The organism is Novosphingobium sp. ST904 (assembly GCF_001298105.1).
Lineage (GTDB): Bacteria > Pseudomonadota > Alphaproteobacteria > Sphingomonadales > Sphingomonadaceae > Novosphingobium.
In genome coordinates this window covers 85,710-107,733 of the sequence record NZ_LGJH01000157.1, presented here as the reverse complement: position 1 = coordinate 107,733, position 22,024 = coordinate 85,710, and the positions used below count along the sequence as shown (strand labels likewise).

Sequence of the window (22,024 nt, the reverse complement as noted above, 5' to 3'; positions counted from 1 at the left end):
AAGGGGGCGGCGCCCTCGGCGGGCAGCCGTTGAACGCGTCATTACGTTCCTATTCGTTTGAGAGGAGGAGCCTGACATGAACGACGAGCCGTCCGCACGGGAACCTGTCGGCGAGGATGCGCGCCTCGATTCGCTGGACGATCGGCTCAAAGCCCTTCGTGAGCGGGAGGCGAAGCGTCAGAAGCCGGTCGCGGGCGCGGAAACGGACGATGCCTATCGTGCCGGAAACCGCGTTCTGGCCGACTTGCTCGGTGGGGTTGCCGGTGGTCTGTTTCTTGGCTGGGTGATTGATCACTTTGCCGGAACATCGCCCTGGGGTCTGATGGTAATGATGTTCCTCGGAATATTCGTTGCCTTCAGGAATATTATCAGGAATTCGAACCGGCGCCCGGATTGACCCAAGGGGGGTGGATTAGGGCGCTGTCGTTCATTGGCGACAGGGATATTCGCGTGGCAGCCGAAGCGAAGGTCGATCCGATGCACCAGTTCAGCATCCAGCCGTTGTTCGGCTCGGAAGGCTGGAGCATCGCCGGTTACAACATCGCCTTCACCAACAGCACGCTGTGGATGGCGATTGCCGCCGTCACGCTGGCGTTCTTCGTTGCGGGCGGCATGAAGCGCCAGCTCGTGCCCGGTCGTTGGCAGATGGCGGTGGAAACCTTCACCGGCTTCATCGACGGCATGCTGGCTGCGAACGTCGGCCCCGGCGGCAAGAAGTACGTTCCGTACATCTTCTCGCTGTTCATGTTCATTCTCTTCGCGAACTTCCTCGGCCTGCTGCCGCTGGGCGTGATCGGTCTCCATGCCTTCACGTTCACCAGCCACTTCTCGGCCACGGGCGTTCTTGCGGTGCTTTCCTTCGCGATCGTCATCATCGTCGGTTTCGCGAAGCACAAGCTGCACTTCTTCTCGCTGTTCGTGCCGCACGGCACTCCGGTGATCATGATCCCGCTGATCTTCTGCGTGGAACTGATCTCCTTCCTGGTGCGCCCGTTCAGCCTCGGCCTGCGTCTTTTCGTCGCGATGATGGCCGGCCACGTCCTTCTTGAGGTTCTTTCGAGCTTCGTCATCAGCTCGGGCAATGCCGGTATCGGCCTCTTCGCCATCGCCGGGCTGCCCAGCTTCATCCTGATGGTCGGCATCTGCGCTCTCGAGCTGCTGGTTGCCGGTATCCAGGCCTATGTTTTCGCTCTTCTCACTTGCGTCTATCTCAACGACGCCGAGAATCTTCACTGATTTTTCAGTCTCACTCGAGTTTTCCAAAGGGAGTTTTTGAAATGGACGCAGAAGCTGCAAAGCTGCTTGGTGCTGGTTTCGCCGCAATCGGTTGCGGCCTCGCCTCGATCGGCGTGGGTAGCGTTTTCGCGAAGTTCCTCGAAGGCGCGCTGCGCAATCCGGGCGCCGCTGATGCCCAGCAGGGCCGTCTCTTCATCGGCTTCGCCGGTGCCGAACTTCTCGGTCTGCTGTCGTTCGTCGTTGCCGCGCTGCTGATCTTCGCCTGATCGCGCGCCACTGATCCGGTCCGGCTGCCCGAACCCTTTGGTGAGGCGGCCGGATCACCGGATGCAAGAATTCTATCGGCCACTTCGAGACAGGGCGGACCCATGCCTCAGATCGCACAGCTAGCCGCGACTTATTCCAGCCAGATCTTCTGGATGCTGATCTTCTTCGGCTTCACGTTCTTCGTCGTTGGACGGGGAATGGTTCCCAAGGTCATGGATACGGTCGCGCAGCGCGACAAGCAGATTGCCGACGACCTCGCCGCCGCCGAGCGCTTCCGCGCATCGGCCGATGCGGAAGAGGAAGCTTGGCGCACGCGTGAGAACGCTAACCGCGCCGAGGCGCAGGCCCTTATCGCGGAAGCCCGCGCCAAGGCCGCTGCCGTCACGACCGAGCGCCTCGCGACCGCGCAGGTGGCAATCGACGCCACGCTCGCCGAAGCCGAAACCCGTATCTCGCAGGCACGCCGTTCGGCCGCCGCCGAGATCGAGGACGTCGCCGCCGACGCCGCACGCGAGATCGTCAGCCGCATTGCCGGCCTGACTCTTGACGACGGTGCGGTTCGTTCCGCCGTTAAGGAGAACCTGGTCCATGGCTGAGAACACTGAGCTGTCCACCACGGACACCGTCGTCGCCGAGGGTACGTCCCACGAAGGCGCCGAGATGGCAGGAACCCAGGCCGGCGTGGAGCATCATGCTGAACCGCTGCTGCTGGGTGTCGCCCCGCCGGTTGCGGTCGTCAGCGCCTCGATGCTGGTGCTCATCGCGATCATGCTCTGGAAAGGGCTGCCGAAGATGATCTCCGGCGGTCTCGACAGCAAGATTGCCGAGATCAAGGCGCAGCTTGCCGAAGCCACGACTCTGCGCGCCGAAGCGGAAGCGCTGCGCAAGGAATATGCCGACAAGATCGCGAGCGCCGAAAAGGACGCCGCGGCCATGCTCGACCATGCCCGTCACGAAGCGGAAACCATCGTCGCCAAGGCTCAGGCCGATACGACCGATGTCATCGCCCGCCGCGAGAAGATGGCCCAGGACAAGATCGGCGCCGTCGAACGTGCCGCCGTCACCGAACTGCGCCAGCAAGCCGCTGCCGCCGCTGCCGCGGCAGCGCGGGGCCTTATCAAGACCAACCATTCGGCGGATGCCGACAAGGCGCTGGTCGATCAGGCAATCGCCGGAATCTGATCTTTTCCGGATCGGCTGCGAAGCAAAAGGCCTCCGTGCGCTGCACGGGGGCTTTTTTGTGTCCCGCGTCCGGTCATGTCCGGCGGGAGCGTGATCGGGAGTTGACGGGCGCTGCGTTTGGGATCAGAGCGACGCCCGCGCAGCCCATGTTGCTGCGGTGTTTCAGGAAGCGAGGACATGTCAAGCGACAGTTCCAGTAGGACCGCACGCCCGGAGGTCGTCCGCTAGTTCTCGCTGGCCGTCGTCCGCCCGGGTCGTGCGGACGAAAGGTGTGATGATGGTGAACGACCTCTTCGCCGGCGTGACGGCCGGTGCCCGTCCCGCCAAGAGCGGGCTCTATATTGCCGATATCGTCGAGATGCTTCAGGCGCTGGCGCCGCAGGCCGCTGCCGCCAAGCTCGGCCGCATGGCGACGTGCGCGCCGTGGCCGTGCTTGACCGGCCCGAATTCTCGGCGGCTCCCGATGTCTTGGCCTTGCTGCCGCAGCCGCGCGCCGTCCAGCTTCTTGCGCAGATGGCGGAAGACCGGGCCGCCGACGTGCTTGCCGAAATGGACGAAGCCGTGGCTGGCCAGCTCCTCGGTGCCCTTGCTCCCGAAGTGCGCACTTCGCTGCGCAGCCTGCTGGCATGGCCGGAAGACAGCGCCGGCGGCATGATGACGACGGAGTTCGTCGCCGCACGGATTTCCGCCAGCGTGGCTGAAGTTCTCGATCTCATCCGTACGGTGGAGCGCAGCCGCGAGACGGTCTATTCGGTGTTCCTTCTCGACGAGCGGGGCCGCCTCGATGCCACGATCTCGCTGCGCCGCCTGATCGCCGCACAGCCCGATTCGCCGGCGATCGACCTTGCCCGGGACCGGGAGCCGGTAACGGTGACGCCCGGCACCGACCGCGAGGAGGTGGCTCACCTCATCCGGCGTCACGATCTTCTTGCACTGCCGGTGGTGGACGACGAGGGGCGGCCCCTCGGGATCGTCACCGTGGATGACGTGCTTGACGCGCTGGTGGCCGAGCATACCGAGGACGTCCAGAAGTTCGGCGGACTGGAGGCGTTCGACCGTCCCTATCTCGAAACCGGCTTCTTCGAGATGATCCGCAAACGCGCGGGCTGGCTCAGCGTGCTGTTCGTTTCGGAAATGCTCACCGCCAGTGCCATGCAGCATTTCGAGAACGAACTGGCCCGTGCAGTGGTGCTGACGCTGTTCATCCCGCTGATCATGAGTTCGGGCGGCAACAGCGGCAGCCAGGCGACCTCGCTCATCATCCGGGCGCTTGCGGTCGGCCAGGTGCGCCTGCGCGACTGGTGGCGCGTGGCGCTGCGCGAACTGCCGGCGGGCATGGTGCTGGGCGCCATCCTCGGTACGGTGGGCTTCGTGCGCATCGCCGCGTGGCAGGCGCTGGGCTTCTATGATTACGGCAGCCACTGGATCCTGATCGCGACCACTGTTTCGGCAGGTCTTGTAGGGATCGTGACGTTCGGTTCGCTGGCGGGCTCGATGCTGCCGTTCCTGCTCCAGAAGCTGGGCTTCGATCCGGCCAGTGCATCGGCCCCGTTCGTCGCGACGCTCGTGGATGTCACGGGGCTGGTGATCTATTTCACCATCGCGCTTGCCATTCTATCCGGTACGCTGCTCTAGGCCCGGATGATCGAATTGGCGACCCATCCCTTGTCGCCGGACACCAGACGAAAGGACGGCCCCCATGGCATTCACCGCGAAGATCCTGTTGCTCGGCTCGGGCGAACTGGGCCGCGAATTCGTGATCTCGGCCAAGCGGCTCGGCTGTCAGGTCGTGGCCTGCGACGCTTATGAGGGCGCGCCTGCCATGCAGGTGGCGGACCAGTTCGAGGTGTTCTCCATGCTCGATGGCGAGCGCTGCGTGCCGCCATCGAGAAGCACCGGCCCGATTTCATCGTCCCCGAGGTTGAGGCGATCCGCACCGAGGTGCTGGCGGAAGTGGAGGCCGAGGGTTTCTGCGTCGTGCCGTCCGCGCGCGCGACCCAGATGACGATGAACCGCGACCGTATCCGCGAAGTGGCGGCGACGGAACTCGGCCTGCGGACTTCGCGCTATCGCTATGCCGAGAACCTGGATGAGGTCATGGCCGGCGCCGCGCACACGGGTCTTCCTTGCGTCATCAAGCCGGTCATGTCGTCATCGGGCAAGGGCCAGAGCACGGTGCGCGAGGCCGCCGATCTGGAGAAGGCGTGGGACTACGCCGTGTCCAACATGCGCGGTGACCGTGCGCGCGTGATCGTGGAGGAGTTCGTCGATTTCGATTACGAGATCACCCTCCTGACCGTGCGCAGCCGCGAGGGCGTCACGTTCTGCCCGCCGATCGGCCACCGACAGGAGCGCGGCGATTACCAGGAATCCTGGCAGCCGACGCCGATGGCGCCTTCCGCCATCGCCGATGCACAGGACATGGCGCGCAAGGTCGTGGACGATCTTGGCGGTTACGGCATCTTCGGCGTGGAGTTCTTCGTGAAGGGCGAGGATGTGATCTTCTCCGAGCTCTCGCCGCGCCCGCACGATACCGGGATGGTCACGCTCATCTCGCAGAACCTTTCCGAGTTCGACCTCCACGCGCGCGCGATTCTCGGCCTGCCGATCCCGGAAATCACCCTGCATGGGCCCAGCGCCTCGGCGGTGATCCTGGCTGACCGGGTGTCCGATTCCTTCGCTTACGAAGGCCAGGCAGATGCGCTGGCGACGCCGGGCGGCCAAGTGGACCTGCGCCTTTTCGCCAAGCCCACGACGCGGCCCTATCGCCGGATGGGCGCGACGCTGGCGCTCGCCGGAGATACGGACAGCGCACGCCGGATCGCGGCGGAAGCCGCCGCGAAAGTGCGCATCGTTTACGAATAAGGGGAGGGCAGGGGAGCCGCTCCCCTGCCGCCTCAGAAGCTGTTCTTGGCTTCCCGCAGGGCCGCGAATGTAGCCACCGCGTCTCCATGTGACCCTTCCGGCGCCCAGCGCGCCTGCAGCGCCGGATCGTCCGCGCGCAGGAACGGGTTGGTGAGCAGTTCGCGGCCCAGCTTGGCCGGAACAGTGGGCAGCCCGGCCGCCCGGGCGCGGGCGATATCGTCGGCATAGGCTGCCAGCTCGGCATTGTCGGGGTCGGCGTGAAGCGCGAACCTGGCGTTCGATGCGGTATATTCGTGCGCGCAGTAGAGCATCGTGCCCGCAGGAAGCGCCTTGATCCGCTGGAGGCTCGCCCAGAACTGGGCCGGATCGCCTTCGAACATGCGCCCGCAGCCCAGCGCAAAGACCGAATCACCGACGAAAGCCATTTGCGCGCCGGGAATGTAGTAGGCGCAGTGGCCCAGCGTATGGCCGCCCACGTCGATAACCTGGGCTTTCCAGTCACCCAGCGAAACCACGTCGCCTTGCATCACCGTGCGGTCCACGCCGTCGATCCTTGCGGCATCGCCCTGCGGCGCGGTGATCGTGCAGTTGGTGACGGCCTTGATGGCCGCATTCCCGCCAGCGTGATCGGGGTGCCAGTGGGTGTTCCAGATCTGGGTGATCTGCCAGCCCCTGTGTGCGGCCTCGCGCAGATATTCGTCGGCATCCGGGGTATCGATGCAAGCGGTTTCGCCGCTCGCCGGATCGTGCAGCAGGTAGCCGTAATTGTCGCTGAGACAGGGAAACTGGTGGACTTCGAGCATGGGGTCTCTCCTCAGGGAGAGATTTAGGAGCTCAATCGGCGATCGGGAAGCCGCCTTCGCATTGCGAAGTATCGCATGTGCCGGCTGAGCCGGCGAAATCCAGGATCGAGGTGGCCGCCAACAGAAAGGCCTAGGCGATCGGTACGCCCCAACGTTCGAGGACTGTTTTCAGCAGGTCTCGTATCGCCATGCGCGGAGCCTATCACGTTCCCGCAAAAGCAAAAGCCCGCCCGGATTTCTCCGGACGGGCCTTTACTGATTCACCTCGCGGTGAAACCCGGAACGTTCTTACGAACGGTTCTTGAGGGCTTCGCCGAGGATGTCGCCGAGCGAAGCGCCCGAGTCCGACGAACCGTACTGTTCCACGGCTTCCTTCTCTTCGGCCAGCTGGCGGGCCTTGACCGAGAAGTTGGGCTTCTTGGAACGGTCGAAACCGGTGACCATGGCGTCGAGCTTCTGACCGACCTGGAAGCGGTCGGGGCGCTGCTCGTCGCGATCGCGGCCGAGGTCCGAACGCTTGATGAAGCCGGTGGCGCCATCGTCGCCAGCCTGGACTTCCAGACCGCCGTCGCGAACTTCGAGGACGGTCACGGTGGTGACCTGGCCACGACGCAGGCCGCCTTCGCCGCCGGCTGCGGCAACGCCGCCAGCTGCCGGAGCACCGCGCTCAAGCTGCTTCATGCCGAGGCTGATGCGTTCCTTCTCACGTCGACGTCGAGAACCACGGCCGAAACCTGCTCGCCCTTGCGGTGCAGAGCCAGCGCGTCTTCGCCGGAGATGCCCCAGGCGATGTCCGACATGTGAACCATGCCGTCGACGTCGCCGTCGAGACCGATGAACAGGCCGAATTCAGTGGCGTTCTTGACTTCGCCTTCAACCTGCGAACCGACGGGGTGCTTCTCGGCGAAGGCTTCCCAGGGGTTCTGCTGAGCCTGCTTGAGGCCGAGCGAGATGCGGCGCTTGTCCGAATCGACTTCGAGAACGACCACTTCGACTTCCTGCGAGGTCGAGACGATCTTGCCGGGGTGGACGTTCTTCTTGGTCCAGGACATTTCCGAAACGTGGACGAGGCCCTCGATGCCGGCTTCCAGTTCCACGAAGGCACCGTATTCGGTGATGTTCGTGACAGTGCCCGACAGCTTGGCGCCGACCGGGTACTTGACGGCTGCGCCTTCCCACGGATCGCTTTCCAGCTGCTTCATGCCGAGGCTGATGCGCTGGGTGTCCTGGTTGATGCGGATGATCTGGACCTTCACGGTGTCGCCGATGGCGATCACTTCGCTCGGGTGGTTGACGCGCTTGTAGCTCATGTCTGTGACATGGAGCAGGCCGTCGATGCCGCCGAGGTCAACGAACGCACCGTAGTCAGTGATGTTCTTGACGACGCCTTCGATGACCTGGCCTTCGCTCAGCTTGTCGATCAGCTCGCTGCGCTGTTCGGCGCGCGTTTCTTCGAGGACGGCGCGGCGCGACACGACGATGTTGCCGCGGCGACGGTCCATCTTGAGGATCTGGAAGGGCTGCGGCACGTCCATGAGCGGGGTGACGTCGCGCACCGGGCGGATGTCGACCTGCGAGCCGGGAAGGAAGGCAACGGCGCCGTCGAGGTCGACGGTGAAGCCGCCCTTGACGCGGCCGAAGATCACGCCTTCGACGCGCTTGCCTTCACCGAATTCGTTTTCGAGCTTGTCCCAGGCGGCTTCGCGGCGTGCGCGGTCGCGCGACAGCATCGCTTCACCGTCGGCGTTTTCGACGCGGTCGACGTAAACTTCGACTTCGTCACCGACCTTGAGGCCGTGGTCGTCTTCACCGCGGGCGAATTCGCGCAGGGCAACGCGGCCCTCGCTCTTCAGGCCCACGTCGATGACGGCCTTGTCGTTTTCGATGGCGGTGACGGTACCCTTGACGACGCGGCCTTCGAAGCCGTCATCGGCGACGCCGCCGAGCTGATCGTCAAGCATCTTCGCGAAATCATCGCGAGTGGGATTGGCAGAAGTAGCCATTAAAGGTCTTTCCTGTTCAACATTTTCCCGGCCAGGCGGTTGTTTCCGCCGGTCTTTCCTCCGCTTTGCCGCACCATGCAGGCGAAACGGGCCAAAAGGGCCGAACTGCCACGGTGGCCGGATGCCGGCCGTGGCGTCCTTCGAGCCGCATGGCTCTCCAGACCGGCGCCACTACGCCGTTGGCGCCGAAATGCAAGGAGAATGGGGCCGTTCAGGGAAGGACCGCAGCGGCCTTCCCGGCGATGGCCACGGCAGCGGCGATCGCCTCGTCACGGCCCAGTTCCGAGGTGTCGAGAACGACGGCGTCGTCGGCGGCGACAAGCGGTGCGTCCTTACGGTTGCGGTCGCGTTCGTCGCGGGCGGCGAGATCGGCCTCGATCTCTTCAAGGGAGACCGTGCGGCCCTGCGCCTGCATCTCCAGGAAGCGGCGCTGGGCACGGGCGGCGACGGACGCGACGACGAAGAGCTTCACCCCCGCTTCCGGCGCGATCACGGTGCCGATGTCGCGGCCGTCAAGCACGGCGCCGCCGGCCTGCGTGGCGAAGCTGCGCTGGCGTTCGAAAAGGGCCTGGCGCACGGCGGGGTGCACCGAGACGCGGCTTGCCAGCCCGCCGGTGGCTTCGGAGCGCAGTTCGGGGTCTTCGAGCAGCCTGTCGGCGAATGTGCAGGCGGCAAGCGCGGCGGCCGGGTCGTCAGGATTGCCGCCATCGAGGAAGCACTGCCGCCCCACCGCCCGATAAAGCAGCCCGGTATCGAGGTGAGGCAGCCCGAAGTGGCGGGAAAGGGCCTTGGCGATAGTGCCTTTGCCCGAGGCGGTGGGTCCGTCTACGGCGATGATCATGGCTGGCTTCATGGCCGCTGGCAGGGATCAGTGCAAGGTCGTGTCGTCCGACGGGCGCAACCGCTTGCGGCGTGACAGCAGAGCCTTCAGGAGGCCGCATCCGGCGATCACCGCCCAGAGCGATTCCATCGCGATCGAGGGCAGGTTCACGTTCACCATCAGCGAGATCAGCAGCAGCACCGCGCCGGCAAGGTTGAGCCCGTGCTGGAGGTAGCGGTTCGGCCTGTCCTCATAAGTGACGTAGGCATAGGCGAGAATGCAGCAGGCCGTTCCCAGGAAGCCGAGGACGTTGCTGAGCGTTTCCGGCAGTTCGAGGATCATGCAGGCTCCCGGCCGAATGGCGGAAGGCGGCGTCGCGCCGCCTCCTTTAGCCAAATGCGCTTATCCGGCGAGCGTTGCCAGAAGTTCCTCGAAATTGGGGAAGCTGGTGGCGATCGGGCGGGTGTCGTCGACTTCGACGCCGTCCCGGCTGCCGAGGCCCGCGATCGCCATGGACATGGCGATGCGATGGTCGAGATGCGTCGTGACCCGGGCATCGCCCGTGGTGCCGGGCAGGGGCGCGCCGCCGGTGCCGGTGATGACGAGGCCGTCCTCGCGCTCCTCGATCCCGGCGCCAGCCAGCGTGAGCGCGGCGGCCATGGCGGAGAGCCGGTCCGATTCCTTCACGCGCAGTTCGTCGAGTCCGCTCGTCACGGTAACACCCTCGGCCAGCGCGGCCGCTACGAAGAGGACCGGGAACTCGTCGATCATGGCGGGGGCGACGGCGGGATCCACTTCGATACCCTTGAGGGCCGAGTGCTTCACCAGCAGGTCCGCGACCGGTTCGCCGCCCACTTCGCGCTCGTCCAGGAATTCGATCTGGCCACCCATCTGGCGCAGCACTTCGACAAGGCCGGCGCGGGTGGGGTTGAGGCCGACGTTCTCGATCACGATCTCGCTGCCCGGCGTCACCAGTGCGGCGACGATGAAGAACGCCGCGGACGAAGGGTCGCCCGGAACGTCGATGACCTGCGGCTTGAGTTCGGCCTCGCCCTTGAGCGTGATGATGCGGGTGCCGTCGGCCTCCACCGTCACGGTGAGGTCGGCGCCGAAGCCCTTGAGCATGCGTTCGGAGTGGTCGCGCGTGGGGACCGGCTCGATCACGGTGGTGATTCCCGGCGTGTTGAGGCCGGCCAGCAGCACGGCGCTCTTTACCTGGGCGGAGGCGACCGGCAGGCGGTAGGTGATCGGCACGGCGGGCGAGGCGCCGCGCACGATCAGCGGCAGGCGGCCGCCTTCGCTCGCCTCGAAGCTCGCGCCCATTTCCGAGAGCGGATCGATCACGCGGCCCATGGGGCGCTTGGAGAGCGAGGCATCGCCGGTGAAGCTGACATGGATCGGGTGGCTGGCCACGAGGCCCATCAGCAGGCGGGTGGAGGTGCCGGAATTGCCCATGTCGAGCGGACCTTCAGGCTGGAGCAGGGCGCCGACGCCCACGCCGTTCACCCGCCACTCGCCTTCGCCGATGCGCTCCACGCTGGCGCCCATCGCGCGCATGGCTGCGGCGGTCGCCAGCACGTCCTCGCCTTCGAGCAGGCCGGTCACGCGGGTTTCGCCCACCGCCAGTGCGCCCAGCATGATCGAGCGGTGGCTGATCGACTTTGTCGCCCGGCACGCGGATGCGTCCTTTCAGCGGTCCTGCGGGCAGGAAACGGCGGGGGCGCATGGCGGTGGTGGTGTCGTGGCTCACGGCAAGGCTTCTTTCGAGGCTGGAAGGGGCGCAAAATCGCGGGGCTTTTGACAGCGGGTGCGGCCTATGGCAAGGCGCGCGCCCTGATGCGACCCGCGCGCTTGATCCCGCATGCTTGATTTGCGCCGGCCCTCCCATCAAGACACGGAATTCACGCCTGCGCCTTTCGGACGGGCCATTATTGAGGACATTTCATGGCAAAGCCTGAATGGGGCGCCAAGCACGGCTGCCCGAAATGCGGCACCCGCTTCTACGACCTGGGCAAGGATGACCCGGTTACCTGCATCGAGTGCGGTAATTCCTGGCAGCCGGAACCGGTTCTGAAGTCGAAGCAGCCGATTCCCTATGAGGAAATCCAGAAGAAGGAAGTCGTCGAGACCGAGGATTCGGATCTCGCCGAAGACGATCTGGACATCGACGACGACGGCGATTCGCCGGACAACGACGTCGATCTCGGCGGCGATGACGATCTCGGCATCGGCGCGGGCGACGACGACGGCGACCGGGACGAGTAAGTCTCGAACGCATCGGTTCAGGAAAGGGCGCGCAGCTTCGGCTGTCGCGCCCTTTCTCTTTATCGGGTCCGATCCGAAAAATGACAGGTCGGTGAAAATTTCCTCTTGTCAGCCCGGCGAACCCAATCTAGAGGGCGCCTCCCAAGCGGAGGCGCAAGCCGATGCAGGGGAACGGACCGAACCTCCCGGGCTGGTCCGCTGAAATGATTGGGGCCTTAGCTCAGCTGGGAGAGCGCCTGCATGGCATGCAGGAGGTCAGCGGTTCGATCCCGCTAGGCTCCACCATTTCATCATTGCAGTTTCGCGGGAACGCGACACGCTGGCTGACGAGGTTTCGTCCGCCGGCGTTTTTCGCATAACGTCCCGTCACGCCGGTCAGCGAGGTTTCGCCCACCGGCGTTTTTGGCGTTCTGGCTGGCCCGTTGGCCGGCCAACAGTGGAGTTAGGCATGTTCGACAGCCTTTCGGATCGTCTCGGTGGCGTTTTCGACAAGCTGCGCGGTCGCGGCGCGCTCAAGGAGCAGGACGTTCGCGATGCCATGCGCGAAGTGCGCATCGCGCTGCTCGAAGCCGATGTCGCGCTCCCCGTCGTGCGCCGCTTCATCGACCAGGTTACCGAAAAGGCCGTTGGCCAGTCGGTGCTGCGCTCGGTCACGCCGGGCCAGCAGGTCGTCAAGATCGTCAACGATGCCCTGATCGAGATGCTCGGCGGCGAAGAGACCGCTGAACTCGATCTCAATGCCGCGCCCCCCGTCGTCATCATGATGGTCGGCCTTCAGGGCTCGGGCAAGACCACCAGCACCGCCAAGATCGCCCGCCTCCTCCGCGAGAAGCAGGGCAAGAAGGTTCTGATGGCCTCGCTGGACGTCAACCGTCCGGCCGCGCAGGAACAGCTTCGCGTCCTTGGCGAGCAGGTCGGCGTCGCCACCCTGCCGATCATCGCCGGCCAGCAGCCGACCGAGATCGCCACCCGTGCGATGCAGTCCGCCAAGCTGCAGGCTGTCGACGTGCTGATGCTCGATACCGCGGGCCGCCTGCATGTCGACACGCAGCTCATGGACGAGATGAAGGCGGTTGCCGCCATCTCGAACCCCCGTGAAACGCTGCTCGTGGTCGACTCGCTGACGGGTCAGGACGCGGTCAACGTCGCGCAGTCGTTCTCCGGCGAAGTCGATCTTACCGGCGTCGTGCTCACCCGCATGGATGGTGATGCGCGCGGTGGTGCGGCGCTGTCGATGCGGGCCGTCACCGGCAAGCCGATCAAGTTCGCGGGCACCGGCGAGAAGATGGAGGCCCTCGAGGTCTTCCACCCGAGCCGCGTCGCCAACCGCATCCTCGGCATGGGCGACATCGTCTCCATCGTCGAGAAGGCCGCCGAAGCGGTCAAGATCGAGGACGCCGAAGCGCTGGCGAAGCGCATGGAGCAGGGGAAGTTCGACATGAACGACCTGCGCATGCAGCTTGGCCAGATGCAGAAGATGGGCGGCCTCGGCGCGCTGGCAGGCATGATGCCGGGCATGAAGAAGGCCAAGGCGGTGATGCAGGCCTCGGGCATGGACGACCGCGTGTTGCTGCGCATGGACGCGATCATCGGTTCGATGACGCAGAAGGAGCGCGCCAACCCCGCGCTGCTCAATGCCAAGCGCAAGATCCGCGTCGCCAACGGTTCGGGCACCCAGGTGCAGGATGTGAACAAGATCCTGAAGATGCACCAGGAAATGTCCAAGGCCATGAAGCAGATCAAGAAGATGGGCGGCCTCAAGGGGCTGGCCGCGATGTTCGGAAAGGGCGGCCTCGATGCCGCCATGCCGGGCCTTGGCGGCCAGGGCCTCGGTCCCGGCGCGGCGGGCCTTCCCGGCCTCGGCGCCGGTGGTCCCGATCTCGGCAAGTTTCTGAAAAAGTAATTTTTGAAGATTTGAAGGAAAGGTAGAGCAATGTCCGTTTCGATCCGTCTGTCGCGCGGTGGCGCGAAGAAGCGTCCTTACTACAAGATCGTCGTCTCCAACTCGCGCGCTCCGCGCGACGGCAAGTATCTTGAGCAGGTCGGCACCTACAACCCGGTCCTCGCCAAGGAAGACGAGAACCGCGTGCGTCTGGTCGAAGACCGCGTTCGCTACTGGCTCGGCGTTGGCGCACAGCCGACCGACCGCGTTGCCCGCCTGCTCGACAAGGCCGGCATCAAGGAACGCGCCGCCACCGTGAACCCGAACAAGGCTGAGCCGGGCAAGAAGGCCAAGGACCGCGCCGAGGAAAAGGCCGAGAAGCTGCGCGAAGCTGAAGAAGCCGCTGCTGCCGCAGCTGCTGCTCCGGCCGAGGAAGCTCCGGCTGAAGCAGCTGCTGAGGAATCGACCGAAGCCTAAGCTTCAGGTTCGAATCCACAATGGCTGGTCAAGACCGCCCCGTCACGCTTGCTGCCGTTACCGGCGCGCACGGCGTGACGGGCGAGGTTCGCCTCAAGCTGTTCGGTGAAGGCGTGGCCGCGCTCAAGCGCTACCGCGCCTTCAACGATTCCACCCTGACGCTCGCCAAGCTGCGCGACGACGGCAAGGGCGGCGCGATCGCTCGCTTCGAGGAAGTGACCGACCGCAACGCCGCCGAAAAGCTGCGCGGTACCGCGCTCACCGTTCCGCGCTCGCAAATGCCGGAACTGGGCGAGGGCGAGTATTACCACGCCGACCTGCTCGGCCTGCGCGCCGTTTCGAACGCGGGCGAGGAGCTTGGCATCTGCATCGCGATCGACAACTTCGGTGCCGGCGATGTGATCGAGATCGAGCGTCCGGTGGGCGAGGGCGAAGATGGTGCCAAAAGCGCCAGAAGCCGCCGCTTCATGGTGCCGATGAACGAAACCGCCGTTCCCGAATGGGATCATGAGCGGATCGTGATTGCCGCCGCCTTCGCGGATGAGTGATATCCTCGTGGGGCTGGCGGCGATAACGATCATCGCCAATCTGCCCTGCGTTGTGCTCCTGCTGCTTCTACGCCGGATAGCCCCGCGCATGCATGGCCTGCTGCGCGGGGCTGTTGCCGTTCTGGCGGGTGCGGTCGTGGTAGCCGGGGCCATGGCTCTTCTGGGCGAACCGGAGGCTTTCCAGGCCGGCGTGCTTCATGCTTTCGCGTCGCTGCTTCCGGCACTTTTCATCGGAAGCGGCGTCTGCTTGCCCGCCACCCTCTATCTGGCGCGTCGCTGGCGTCATGAGGGCGCGGCGCATCTTCCCGCCATTTTCGACTAGCGGTCAGGGCGCGGGCTGTTCGGCCTGACCGGCTTGTGTCGTCGGCGCGGCGCTGCCGAGCGCGAAACTGCCCGCGACAGTGGCGCCCAGCATGCCGATAAGCACAAAGGCGATAAGCCCGGCTTTTGGCATGGGCCGTCCGCTCATCCCCACTGCCACTCTTGCAAGGCCATCGTTCACATCGTTCGAAAAGCGGGTGTGACACTGGTTCCACTGCCGCATGAAGTGTTCGTCCTGCATGGCATGCATCCTTGTTGCGAAGGCCGTGAGATGAACCTGCCGGAGCAGGAGCGCCAACAAGACGATTGGCATGGAGTATAAGGCAGGCTTATGATCTACGCATGGACCGCCTTCCGCCCCTGACCGCTATCCGTGCCTTCGAAGCGGCGGGCCGGCACGAGAACTTCTCGCGCGCGGCCGAAGAACTGGGCATGACCCAGGCCGCCATCAGCTATCAGATCCGCCAGCTGGAGGACCGGGTCGGCCGCGCGCTTTTCGTGCGCGGCAAGGGCCGGGTCCGGCTTTCGGAGGCGGGGCTTCGCCTGCTTCCCGCGATAAGTGCGGCCTTTGGCGGCATGGCGGAAGCCTTCGCGGCCATCCGCGAGGAAGATCACGAAGTCCTGTCCATAACCTCGCTCACCTCGATCGGCGGGGCCTGGCTGGGCGCGCGGATCGGGCGGTTCCAGTTGCGCCATCCCGATATCGCGGTGCGATTGTCGCTGTCGAACGATGTGATCGACCTTTCCGCGTCCTCGTTCGATGTCGCGATTCGGGCAGGGAAGGGCAACTGGCCGGGAATGCGCTCGGAATTCCTGTTCCGGCAGCACCTGGCGCCGATGTGTTCGCCCGCCTTCCTCGAAATGCACGCCATCCGCAGGCCTGAAGACCTGCTCAGGGTCGAGCGCCTGACCCCTGACGATCCCTGGTGGTCTGCCTGGTTCGAAGCGGCCGGGGTGGATGCGCCGCCGCTCCAGCGCGGCGGGATGTACATGGACAACCAACTGCCCGAGGCCAGCGTGGTGATGAGCGGGTTCGGTGTGGCGCTGATGTCGCCCTTGTTCTGGCGTGCGGAAATGGCGAGCGGTCGCCTCGTCCAGCCTTTCGGGACGCTCTACATGCCGGGCAATTCGCACTGGCTGGTCCATCCGGACGGTCGTGTGGGCCTGCGCAAGATCGAGCGGCTGCGCGAATGGCTGCGGGAAGAGGTCGCCGCGGACAAGGGAAGCCTCCCGGCGGAAGTATGGGAGCCGTTCTGAGCCACTTTTCGGCCGCAGCCCCTTGTCGCGGGGGCCGATTTGGGCTTTGCCGCGCGCATGACTTTCAACGCCACCGTTCTCACCCTCTATCCCGAGATGTTCCCCGGCTCGCTCGGCCTGTCGCTGGCCGGGCGCGGGCTGGCCGAGGGCAAGTGGTCGATCGATGCGGTGCATATCCGCGATTTCGCGAAGGACAAGCACCGCACGGTTGACGATACGCCCGCCGGGGGCGGGGCGGGAATGGTGCTCAAGGTGGATATCCTGGCCGCCGCCATCGACCATGCACGTTCGATCAATCCCGATGCGCCGATCATCGCGATGACCCCGCGCGGCAAGCCGATCTCGCAGGCCCGCGTGCGCGCGCTCGCGGACGGTCCCGGTGTCATCGTCCTGTGCGGAAGGTTCGAGGGTTTCGACGAGCGGATCTTCGAAGGTCGGCAGGTCGAGGAGATGTCCGTCGGCGACGCGGTGCTTTCCGGCGGTGAACCCGCGGCAATCCTGCTGCTTGACGCTTGCATTCGCCTGCTTCCCGGCGTAATGGGCGCGGCTTCCAGCGGGACCGAGGAATCGTTCGAGGACGGTCTTCTCGAATACCCGCAATATACCCGACCCACCGAGTGGGAAGGGCGCACGATCCCTGAAGTGCTGCGATCGGGGGATCATGCGAAAATCGCTGCCTGGCGGAAACAACAGGCGGCGGAGGATACACGGTCACGCAGGCCGGACCTTTGGGAACGTCACAGGGACGTTCGGGGCCAGTCTGCCTCTGGTGCGCGGCGCAAAAACGAGGATTTGGGTTCATGAACCTGATTCAGCAGATCGAGGCCGAGGAAATTGCCAAGGCCGCCAAGGATATCCCGACCTTCCGTCCGGGCGATACCGTCCGCGTCGGCGTGAAGGTTGTCGAAGGCACCCGTACCCGCGTCCAGGCTTACGAGGGCGTGTGCATCGCGCGCTCGAACCGTGGCATGGGTTCGAACTTCACCGTTCGCAAGATGAGCTTCGGTGAAGGCGTCGAGCGCGTATTCCCGCTCTACTCGCCGAACATCGATTCGATCACCGTGGTTCGCCACGGCGTCGTGCGTCGTGCGAAGCTGTACTACCTGCGTGGTCGTACCGGCAAGCGCGCCCGCATCGCCGAGCGCCGCGTCAACGACACCAAGGCGTAAGCCCTGGTCGATTGCCCGGCCCGAAAGGGGCGGGCAGCCTGAGAGGCGGTTCGATTTCGGACCGCCTTTTTTGCGCCTTGCGGCAGGTGGGCGCAGTTGCTTTTATTGCGCCATCTACTGAGCTGATTCCATTCGACGAATCGCTCGATATCGGCTCAGGAACGGCGCGTGGCATACGCGCAGTACCGTATCGGCTCGCTCGAAAGGGGGAGCAGATGCGCTGCATTCCATAATGCTGCATTGCACAATTCAGGAATCGTCATCTGAACGGCGGAAAAACGCGATAAACTGCCACTTTTGGCTCTGTTTAGGCTTTGACACCGCGCGCAAAACCCGCTCAATTCCGTCCCCGTCCAGAGGCGAATCCGAATATTCCCGTCACATCCGATTCAACTGAAAGGTTAGGGGGTACCCATAATGAACAAGAACGATCTCATCAGCGCCGTTGCCGACTCGAGCGGTCTTACCCGTAGCGATGCCACCAAGGCTGTCGAAAGCGTGTTCGACGCCATCACCGGCGCGCTGAAGGCCGGCGACGAAGTTCGCCTGGTCGGCTTCGGCACCTTCTCGGTCGCCAAGCGCAAGGCTTCGACCGGCCGCAACCCGCGCACCGGCGAACCGATGGAAATCAAGGCTTCGGCTCAGCCGAAGTTCAAGGCCGGCAAGGGCCTCAAGGACGCTGTCAACTAAGCATCCTTGCAGCCTGCTTCGCCTCGCAGGCTGATAAGATTACGCCGCGCCAACCTTCGGGTTGCGAGCGTTTTTCGTTTGAGGTCATGTCCTTGAAGTCATGACTTTTCGTAAAGCCGGAAGGCGACCTGCCAGGCAGGCGGGCCATGGCCGGACCTTTCGGGCCCGGCCAAGCCGCGTCAGGGCTTCAGCCTGACCAGCGCTGTCGGCGCTGCCGGTGTGCGGGGATCGACCTTCCAGAACAGCGATTTGCCGCCAGGAGCGGTCACGGCCCCCTCGTCGGTATTGTTGGCGAGGATTTCGCCGTCCGTGGTCAGCGTGAAGGTGCCATCGGCCTGGGTATTGCCGTCGGCCATGTCACCGGCCTTGTCGTTGAGCGCACCGCTCATCATTGCGCCCATGGCCGACGAACCGCCTTGCGGGCCGAACGAAGGGGCATCCATGCGGACCGTGCCATCGCGGCGCAGCGAAAGCTGCACGAAATGGTTGCTCATCGCGAAGCCTTCGATGGTCGGGAAGGCGAAGTCATGGTCGAGCCGTCCGGCGATGGCGAAGTCCACGTCGAACCTGCCGTCGCCCATGTAGGTAACCTTGTTCCATCCGGTCTGCCGGCGCAGCTTCTCGGCGATTTGCTCCCCTGCCTTGGGATCGCTCGGATCGAGCCCGCCCAGCAGCATCTGGGCGGCCTGGGCGTCGCTCTTCTTCTTTTCCTTGCTGGAGCTTTCCCAGTCGGTCTTTTGCTGGGCGAGTTCTTCGTCCGTGCACGCGCGATCGTTATAGTCGTCGTCGTGGCAGGTCTCTGGCTCGAACACGGCCGGTTTGGATGACTGGAGCGGCACCATCACTATCTCGCCGGTGTAGCGGAAGGCGAAGCTGCGATCCTTGCGCAAGTCCAGGGTGGAGGTGAACTTGCCGGGCGCGAAGATGCAGGCCGCCGCAAGCAGGGCGAGGGCGGTAACGCCCAGCCCGGCGAGAAGGCGCGTCCCGGAGGACGCCGTTCGATTCGGTTCATGATGAGTGCCCTCTCGATTTCGGATTATTCGGACCGCGTGGCGACGGCATAGAGGGCGATGGCTGCCGCATTGCTGACGTTGAGGCTTTCCATGGCCTCGCTGATGGGCAGCTTGGCGATCGAATCGCAGTGCTGGACGATGTTGTGGCGCATGCCGTCCCCCTCGGCGCCGAGCACGAGCGCGACGGGGCCGGTCGGCAGGGCCTGGCCGAGTGTGGATTCTGCGGCGCCGTCAAGGCCGATGCGCCAGTACCCGGCTTCGGCGATCTCTTCGAGCGCGCGCGCAAGGTTCACCACGCGGACCCAGGGCAGGGTTTCGAGCGCACCCGAGGCGCTCTTGGCCAAGGTACCCGATTCCGGGGGCGCATGGCGGTCCTGGGTAACGATTGCGCAGGCATTGAAGGCTGCCGCGGAGCGCATGATGGCGCCGACGTTGTGCGGGTCGGTCACCTGGTCGAGCACGATCACGGGCCGCGACGGATCGCCGTCGAGCACGTCGTCGATGAAGATGTCGTCGAGCGGCGTGCATTCGAGCACGAGGCCCTGATGCGGGGCGTCCCGGGCGACGAGGCGGGCGAGGTCGGCGGGCTGTGCCCATTCCACCGGGAAGTCGGCAGGCAGTTCGCCGTCGAGCGCTTCCACGCCCTCGCGAGTCGCCCAGAGCTTGCGGTGGTTGCGATTCGGGTTCTTCAGCGCGGCTTCTACCGCGTGCCGGCCCCAGAGCCGGATCATGCCCGTGCTCGCTCGCCCGCTGCCACGGCCGTTCTTCATCCGGCCCGCGCGGCCGCGCAGCGCCTTTCCGGAGCGTCCGCCTTCGCGGTCGCCTTCTTGCCGGTCGCTACGATTGGTCATGAAAATTGTCCTTATTCGAAAAAACTATGCCGCTCCTGCCATTCCCCCCATTGACAGGCAAGGCCGGGTTCTACATAGGCGCGCTCCTCGGCAGCGAGGCTCTGACTTCAGGGCTTCAACACAACGGGTCTTTCGAGAGTTTGACCCCCGCCATAACTGGTGTGGACAGGTGGCCGAGTGGTTAAAGGCAGCAGACTGTAAATCTGCCCGTGCAAGCGTACGCTGGTTCGAATCCAGCCCTGTCCACCACCGGTTTCCTCAACAGGACATTCCCTTCGGGGTCCGGCTGACCAGGTTTTGCCTTTGCTGGCAACGCCGCTTCAAGCGTCCTGTCGCGCTTTTCGCCGAAAACTATCCCCCGCCGTCTTTCCGACAATCCCGTTGAATGGGAACATGGCTCGCTTCCCGGCATTGCGGGAGCGGTGGACACTGACTAGAGGATGGTGATGCCCGGAGAAATTCTTGATAATCAGGGACGCGGCGAAGCGTCCTGGAACTGGCCCTCCATCCACGGCGAGGGTCGCAAGTTCGGCGCCATCGCCGCAGCTATCGCGCTGTTCGGATGGATCGTTTTCGGTCCGTGGGTGGGATGGCCGCTGGCGGTCCTGACGCTGTGCGTGCTGGCCTTCTTCCGCGATCCCGTCCGCGTTACGCCGCAGGATGATCGCTACATCGTCGCTCCGGCCGACGGCTTGGTCACGCTCATCGGCAAGGTATCGCCGCCCCGTGAGCTGACGGTGGAGGATGGCAGCGGTTCTGAGCCGATGTCGACCGAACCGGTCACCCGCATCTCGATCTTCATGAGCGTGTTCGACGTTCACATCAATCGCACGCCCATTGGCGGCACGGTGCGCCGGGTGATCTACATTCCCGGCCGGTTCGTGAACGCCGATCTCGACAAGGCGAGTGAAGAGAACGAGCGCCAGCACATCCTGGTGGAGCGCGGCGACGGGCTTCGCATCTGCTTCACGCAGATTGCCGGTCTGGTTGCGCGCCGCATCGTTCCCTTCGTGAAGCCGGGCGACATGCTTGCCGCCGGTCAGCGCATGGGCCTGATCCGTTTCGGTAGCCGTGTGGATGTCTATCTTCCCGCTGGAACCGAGCCCAAGGTGCTCATGGGGCAGAAGATCGTGGCCGGCGAAACGATTCTCGCCGAACTCGGCTCCGCGCCCGTGATCGAGGGTATCGCCCAGTGAACGATGGGCCTGCGATCGATGAAGCCGGGATCGACGAGACCGGCGATCTCGACGCCGCAGGCCCGCGTGCGCGCGGCCGGATGGCGGCCGCCGGGCTTCCGATGCGCGTCTTCGTGCCCAACGCCATCACCGCTGCCGCGCTTTGCTCGGGATTGACCGGCATTCGCTTTGCCATCGGCGGCGACTACGAGCGAGCGGTTCAGGCCATCATCCTTGCCGGCCTGCTTGACGGCATAGACGGCCGCGCGGCGCGCCTGCTCAAGGCCCAGACCCGCTTCGGTGCCGAACTGGACAGTCTGGCGGATTCGATCTCGTTCGGCGTTGCGCCGGCGCTGATCGTCTATCTCTGGACCCTGCACCAGCTTCCCAGCCTTGGCTGGATCGCGGCGCTGGCGTTTGCGATCTGCTGCGTGTTGCGGCTCGCACGTTTCAATTCCCGGCTTGACGAGCAGGACCAGCCTCACAAGCAGGCAGGTTTCCTGACCGGTGTTCCCGCGCCGCTGGGCGCCGGGCTCGCGTTCCTGCCGATGTACTTGTGGATCGCCAGCGGAATTTCCGAATTCGCCAATCCCGTCGCGGTGAGCGTGTGGATGGTGCTGGTCGCTTTCCTGATGATTTCCAGCCTGCCTACGCTCAGTTGGGCAAAGATGCGGCCTCCGCCCAGTCTGCGTCTTGGCGTTCTCGCGCTGGTCGGCCTGACAGTGGCCGCGCTGCTGACCGAGCCCTGGTTCACGCTGGCCGTGATCACCATCGCCTATATCCTGCTGATTCCCGTAGGAATCGCCAGCTACTCGAAGGTCAGGCGGCGAGTTCCCCGGTAGTCCATTCGCCTTCCGCGCGCTCCGTGGAGGGCCATTCCAAACCCGGCGTCCACTGGGTACGGCGGATGCGGGTCATGCGGTCCTTCCTGAGGATTGCGAGCGTGGGCAGGGGCACCCGCTCCACCATCTTCCATTCCAGCATCACCGTTTCGGGGCATTGGCGCAGTGCCGTGCGCAGCCCGCGAACCGTATCGGCATGGCGAAGCCAGTTCGACCAGATGACGTGGGCGGAAACCAGCGCGGCTACAACGAAGAGACAGGCGGCAAATGCAGTCATGATCGTTCCTTTCGAACCATCGTCCACATTCTCTGCCCAGCCTGTGGAGAGCTTGTGGAAAACCGAGAATCGTTCTATCAA

General features: G+C 64.7%; 24 protein-coding genes, 2 tRNA genes and 3 pseudogenes. 20 read left to right on the top strand and 9 right to left on the bottom strand.

What is annotated here, in order from left to right:
• The first annotated feature begins 76 nt into the window (after positions 1 to 76).
• The 7 genes and pseudogenes from ADT71_RS20530 to purT all read left to right on the top strand — a co-directional run bounded on the left by ADT71_RS20530 (position 77) and on the right by purT (position 5,550).
• Positions 77 to 397 carry an AtpZ/AtpI family protein gene (locus tag ADT71_RS20530; protein ID WP_054439790.1) on the top strand — a complete coding sequence of 107 codons (321 nt, stop codon included), beginning with the start codon at positions 77 to 79 and terminating at the stop codon, positions 395 to 397.
• Positions 398 to 450: 53 nt separating this feature from the next.
• Complete coding sequence (locus ADT71_RS20525; RefSeq protein ID WP_054439788.1) at positions 451 to 1,236, top strand: F0F1 ATP synthase subunit A; 786 nt, start codon at positions 451 to 453, stop codon at positions 1,234 to 1,236.
• 41 nt (positions 1,237 to 1,277) lie between these two features.
• Entirely contained in the window at positions 1,278 to 1,502 is a 225-nt protein-coding gene (locus ADT71_RS20520; protein ID WP_054439786.1) for a F0F1 ATP synthase subunit C, read from the top strand.
• Positions 1,503 to 1,604: 102 nt separating this feature from the next.
• Entirely contained in the window at positions 1,605 to 2,099 is a 495-nt protein-coding gene (locus ADT71_RS20515; RefSeq protein WP_054439784.1) for an ATPase, read from the top strand.
• Positions 2,092 to 2,685 carry a hypothetical protein gene (locus ADT71_RS20510; protein ID WP_082370470.1) on the top strand — a complete coding sequence of 198 codons (594 nt, stop codon included), beginning with the start codon at positions 2,092 to 2,094 and terminating at the stop codon, positions 2,683 to 2,685. Before ADT71_RS20515 ends, ADT71_RS20510 begins: the two co-directional genes overlap by 8 nt.
• Before the next feature lie 414 nt (positions 2,686 to 3,099).
• Positions 3,100 to 4,320, top strand: coding sequence for a magnesium transporter (gene mgtE, locus ADT71_RS20505; protein WP_156336712.1), 1,221 nt, complete (start codon positions 3,100 to 3,102; stop codon positions 4,318 to 4,320).
• Positions 4,321 to 4,384: 64 nt separating this feature from the next.
• Positions 4,385 to 5,550: pseudogene (gene purT, locus ADT71_RS20500) on the top strand (formate-dependent phosphoribosylglycinamide formyltransferase).
• Positions 5,551 to 5,582: 32 nt separating this feature from the next.
• Here the strand turns inward: purT and gloB are convergent.
• The 5 genes and pseudogenes from gloB to aroA all read right to left on the bottom strand — a co-directional run bounded on the left by gloB (position 5,583) and on the right by aroA (position 10,902).
• Positions 5,583 to 6,353 (bottom strand): hydroxyacylglutathione hydrolase, encoded by a 771-nt coding sequence (gene gloB / locus ADT71_RS20495; protein ID WP_054439783.1) that lies wholly within the window; start codon positions 6,351 to 6,353, stop codon positions 5,583 to 5,585.
• Positions 6,354 to 6,641: 288 nt separating this feature from the next.
• Positions 6,642 to 8,356: pseudogene (gene rpsA / locus ADT71_RS20490) on the bottom strand (30S ribosomal protein S1).
• A 211-nt stretch (positions 8,357 to 8,567) separates the two neighbouring features.
• A complete protein-coding gene (locus ADT71_RS20485) occupies positions 8,568 to 9,197 on the bottom strand; it encodes a d(CMP) kinase (protein ID WP_054439782.1) in 630 nt (209 codons plus the stop codon).
• 27 nt (positions 9,198 to 9,224) lie between these two features.
• Positions 9,225 to 9,518 (bottom strand): hypothetical protein, encoded by a 294-nt coding sequence (locus ADT71_RS20480; RefSeq protein ID WP_054439780.1) that lies wholly within the window; start codon positions 9,516 to 9,518, stop codon positions 9,225 to 9,227.
• Positions 9,519 to 9,578: 60 nt separating this feature from the next.
• Positions 9,579 to 10,902: pseudogene (aroA, locus tag ADT71_RS20475) on the bottom strand (3-phosphoshikimate 1-carboxyvinyltransferase).
• 218 nt (positions 10,903 to 11,120) lie between these two features.
• Here aroA and ADT71_RS20470 point away from each other — a divergent pair.
• The 6 genes from ADT71_RS20470 (at position 11,121) to ADT71_RS20445 (ending at position 14,670) form a co-directional block, all read left to right on the top strand.
• On the top strand, positions 11,121 to 11,441 hold the full coding sequence (locus ADT71_RS20470; protein ID WP_054439779.1) for a TIGR02300 family protein: 321 nt from the start codon (positions 11,121 to 11,123) through the stop codon (positions 11,439 to 11,441).
• A 209-nt stretch (positions 11,442 to 11,650) separates the two neighbouring features.
• Positions 11,651 to 11,726, top strand: a tRNA-Ala gene (locus ADT71_RS20465).
• Between the two features lie 163 nt (positions 11,727 to 11,889).
• Positions 11,890 to 13,344, top strand: coding sequence for a signal recognition particle protein (ffh, locus tag ADT71_RS20460; RefSeq protein WP_054439777.1), 1,455 nt, complete (start codon positions 11,890 to 11,892; stop codon positions 13,342 to 13,344).
• Between the two features lie 30 nt (positions 13,345 to 13,374).
• On the top strand, positions 13,375 to 13,800 hold the full coding sequence (rpsP, locus tag ADT71_RS20455) for a 30S ribosomal protein S16 (protein WP_054439775.1): 426 nt from the start codon (positions 13,375 to 13,377) through the stop codon (positions 13,798 to 13,800).
• A 20-nt stretch (positions 13,801 to 13,820) separates the two neighbouring features.
• Positions 13,821 to 14,348, top strand: coding sequence for a ribosome maturation factor RimM (gene rimM, locus ADT71_RS20450; protein WP_054439774.1), 528 nt, complete (start codon positions 13,821 to 13,823; stop codon positions 14,346 to 14,348).
• Positions 14,341 to 14,670 carry a hypothetical protein gene (locus ADT71_RS20445; protein ID WP_054439772.1) on the top strand — a complete coding sequence of 110 codons (330 nt, stop codon included), beginning with the start codon at positions 14,341 to 14,343 and terminating at the stop codon, positions 14,668 to 14,670. Before rimM ends, ADT71_RS20445 begins: the two co-directional genes overlap by 8 nt.
• Positions 14,671 to 14,673: 3 nt before the next feature.
• On the opposite strand, the gene ADT71_RS20440 is transcribed toward ADT71_RS20445, so the two are convergent.
• On the bottom strand, positions 14,674 to 14,910 hold the full coding sequence (locus ADT71_RS20440) for a hypothetical protein (RefSeq protein WP_132469074.1): 237 nt from the start codon (positions 14,908 to 14,910) through the stop codon (positions 14,674 to 14,676).
• Positions 14,911 to 15,011: 101 nt separating this feature from the next.
• Here ADT71_RS20440 and ADT71_RS20435 point away from each other — a divergent pair, with 101 nt between their 5' ends.
• The 4 genes from ADT71_RS20435 (at position 15,012) to ADT71_RS20420 (ending at position 17,785) form a co-directional block, all read left to right on the top strand.
• The gene (locus tag ADT71_RS20435; protein ID WP_054439767.1) at positions 15,012 to 15,926 is read left to right on the top strand and encodes a LysR substrate-binding domain-containing protein; all 915 of its coding nucleotides are present in this window, start codon (positions 15,012 to 15,014) and stop codon (positions 15,924 to 15,926) included.
• 57 nt (positions 15,927 to 15,983) lie between these two features.
• On the top strand, positions 15,984 to 16,730 hold the full coding sequence (gene trmD, locus ADT71_RS20430; protein ID WP_054439882.1) for a tRNA (guanosine(37)-N1)-methyltransferase TrmD: 747 nt from the start codon (positions 15,984 to 15,986) through the stop codon (positions 16,728 to 16,730).
• On the top strand, positions 16,727 to 17,095 hold the full coding sequence (gene rplS / locus ADT71_RS20425) for a 50S ribosomal protein L19 (protein ID WP_054439766.1): 369 nt from the start codon (positions 16,727 to 16,729) through the stop codon (positions 17,093 to 17,095). The genes trmD and rplS overlap by 4 nt, the downstream gene beginning before the upstream one ends.
• 417 nt (positions 17,096 to 17,512) lie before the next feature.
• Positions 17,513 to 17,785 carry an HU family DNA-binding protein gene (locus tag ADT71_RS20420; RefSeq protein ID WP_054439764.1) on the top strand — a complete coding sequence of 91 codons (273 nt, stop codon included), beginning with the start codon at positions 17,513 to 17,515 and terminating at the stop codon, positions 17,783 to 17,785.
• Between the two features lie 179 nt (positions 17,786 to 17,964).
• Here ADT71_RS20420 and ADT71_RS20415 read toward each other — a convergent pair whose 3' ends face one another.
• Both ADT71_RS20415 and rlmB read right to left on the bottom strand, forming a co-directional pair.
• Complete coding sequence (locus ADT71_RS20415; RefSeq protein ID WP_231636064.1) at positions 17,965 to 18,675, bottom strand: hypothetical protein; 711 nt, start codon at positions 18,673 to 18,675, stop codon at positions 17,965 to 17,967.
• A 146-nt stretch (positions 18,676 to 18,821) separates the two neighbouring features.
• Positions 18,822 to 19,649 (bottom strand): 23S rRNA (guanosine(2251)-2'-O)-methyltransferase RlmB, encoded by an 828-nt coding sequence (gene rlmB / locus ADT71_RS20410; protein ID WP_054439760.1) that lies wholly within the window; start codon positions 19,647 to 19,649, stop codon positions 18,822 to 18,824.
• 163 nt (positions 19,650 to 19,812) lie between these two features.
• Here rlmB and ADT71_RS20405 point away from each other — a divergent pair.
• The 3 genes from ADT71_RS20405 to ADT71_RS20395 all read left to right on the top strand — a co-directional run bounded on the left by ADT71_RS20405 (position 19,813) and on the right by ADT71_RS20395 (position 21,666).
• Positions 19,813 to 19,898: transfer RNA gene (locus ADT71_RS20405), tRNA-Tyr, on the top strand.
• Positions 19,899 to 20,095: 197 nt separating this feature from the next.
• Positions 20,096 to 20,845 (top strand): phosphatidylserine decarboxylase, encoded by a 750-nt coding sequence (locus ADT71_RS20400; protein WP_054439880.1) that lies wholly within the window; start codon positions 20,096 to 20,098, stop codon positions 20,843 to 20,845.
• Between the two features lie 80 nt (positions 20,846 to 20,925).
• Positions 20,926 to 21,666, top strand: coding sequence for a phosphatidylcholine/phosphatidylserine synthase (locus tag ADT71_RS20395; RefSeq protein ID WP_054439879.1), 741 nt, complete (start codon positions 20,926 to 20,928; stop codon positions 21,664 to 21,666).
• Here ADT71_RS20395 and ADT71_RS20390 read toward each other — a convergent pair.
• Positions 21,644 to 21,943: a hypothetical protein gene (locus ADT71_RS20390; protein ID WP_132469076.1), complete on the bottom strand. Its 300-nt coding sequence runs from the start codon at positions 21,941 to 21,943 to the stop codon at positions 21,644 to 21,646. The two genes, ADT71_RS20395 and ADT71_RS20390, sit on opposite strands and share 23 nt — an antisense overlap.
• Positions 21,944 to 22,024 lie beyond the last annotated feature (81 nt).